At 45.6% G+C, this 1,675-nt stretch carries 4 protein-coding genes; 3 read left to right on the top strand and 1 reads right to left on the bottom strand.

Annotated features, from left to right (window positions below; translation table 11 throughout):
* Positions 1 to 34 precede the first annotated feature (34 nt).
* Complete coding sequence (locus tag AC438_RS16450; RefSeq protein ID WP_082353842.1) at positions 35 to 208, bottom strand: Cro/CI family transcriptional regulator; 174 nt, start codon at positions 206 to 208, stop codon at positions 35 to 37.
* A 79-nt stretch (positions 209 to 287) separates the two neighbouring features.
* On the opposite strand from AC438_RS16450, the gene AC438_RS01140 reads away from it, so the two are divergent.
* The 3 genes from AC438_RS01140 to AC438_RS01130 all read left to right on the top strand — a co-directional run.
* Positions 288 to 944: a S24 family peptidase gene (locus tag AC438_RS01140; RefSeq protein ID WP_053979452.1), complete on the top strand. Its 657-nt coding sequence runs from the start codon at positions 288 to 290 to the stop codon at positions 942 to 944.
* A gap of 240 nt (positions 945 to 1,184) precedes the next feature.
* Positions 1,185 to 1,406 carry a hypothetical protein gene (locus AC438_RS01135; protein WP_053979451.1) on the top strand — a complete coding sequence of 74 codons (222 nt, stop codon included), beginning with the start codon at positions 1,185 to 1,187 and terminating at the stop codon, positions 1,404 to 1,406.
* A gap of 14 nt (positions 1,407 to 1,420) precedes the next feature.
* Positions 1,421 to 1,675 (top strand): helix-turn-helix domain-containing protein (locus AC438_RS01130; RefSeq protein WP_156316956.1); only part of this gene is annotated, 255 nt, incomplete at its 3' end.

Here is a 1,675-nt window from a genome sequence, read left to right as displayed (position 1 = left end):
TAAAACATCTAACCTGTTAATCGGTTGAATCATGCTATTCATCCCCTTCTTCACCTAACTCGTTATTATTCATCACCTCTTTTAATTGGTATTCTCGGAGTTTGGGGACATCGTCCCCCCATTGCGATACGGCATTTGTTGTTATTTTTAGCGCTTTAGCCAAGGCCTTAACGCTCCCAAAGTGCTCGATAGCCGATGCTTTTGTCATATGCCAACCCTTAAAGTAAGTTTACTTACAATATTAAATGTAAAGAAAACTTACGTCAACATAAAGTAAGATAGCTTACATGGATTACTTAGAATCAATCATAAAGACGCGACGAAAAGAGCTGAAACTCACTCAAAAAGAGCTGGGTCAGAAGGTCGGTGTGTCTCATGTAAACGTCGGGGGATGGGAGCGAGGTGAATACAAGCCCAAGGGCGAACACCTAATACTCCTTTCAAGCATCCTATCGTTAAAACCAGATGAGATAATCAACAACACGCAATCAAAATATAAACACTCAGCAGCAGAACCCCAAGCAAACCACATGGCCGATAAAAATCTAGGCCTGGTACCTGTTATTTCGTGGGTGCAAGCCGGCGGCTGGGGCGAAGCTATCGATATATGCGCGGCAGGTGACGCAGAACGCTATTTACCCTGCGCAAAACAGCATAGCGCCAGCACTTATGCACTCATCGTTCAAGGTGACTCAATGACCAGCCCAAGCGGCCGCAGCTACCCAGAAGGTTGTGTCATATTTGTAGAGCCTGAACTACGCGGCAGCGTAATACCTGGCGATAGAGTGATTGCAAAACTAGAAGGCAGTAACGCTGTAACATTCAAACAATTCGCGATGGATGGCGATATAAAATACTTAAAACCACTGAACACGCAGCACAAGCCCATATTCGACCCATTCAGAATACTCGGTAAAATCATCGGCACCTGGATAGATGAATAAAAACGCAGCACATCACACTAAGCTTTAGTCGCTCGATACACTAGTAAGGCAAATCTCACCAAACCCGCTTCTCGCGGGTTTTTTTACGCATCAAGGTAAAAATATAAGATTTCTTACATTTTTACCTTGACCTAGAATGTAAGAAAGCTTACATTTGAATCACAGAAAATAACATGTTTCGCAAATAATACAGCAGCTAATCGCTTGATTCCAGAAACACAACTCCTAAAGGAGCTCACCATGGCCACAATCATCAACCTACACCCAACCCTACTTGGCGAACCCGCCCACTTAGGCTATTTGGAGCAAAACTTAAAACGCCCCACTGTTATTAAGCGCGGGCAAGCGGTGATTGATTTAAACGATCAACCCAGCAACACCCCACGCCAGCGCATCGAGCCAGTCGCGCACATGATTAATTTTTATCAGCCATTTAACACCACCCCACCCACTGCCGCATAACTTAGGAGACAGCCATGAAAACCGCCACCATACGCCAGCAAAGCACCTTCGCTAGCCGCTGCACCACGGCACGCAAGGGCAACGCATTAACGCACACTCAAGTCGCTAAGGCCCTTGATGTTAACCCACAATTTATTAAAGAAATCGAAAACGGCGAAGCGCCACCGAGCACCATTGCCGCGCAACAATTAAGCAGACTGTGCGAGCTCTATAACGTCGAAGAAAACTGGTTAATTAACAACACCATAGAGCTCGGCGACGGGAACGCA

The organism is Marinagarivorans algicola (assembly GCF_001292705.1).
GTDB lineage: Bacteria > Pseudomonadota > Gammaproteobacteria > Pseudomonadales > Cellvibrionaceae > Marinagarivorans > Marinagarivorans algicola.
Note: the sequence above shows the minus strand (reverse complement) of the source record. Positions and strands in the feature narration are given on the sequence as shown.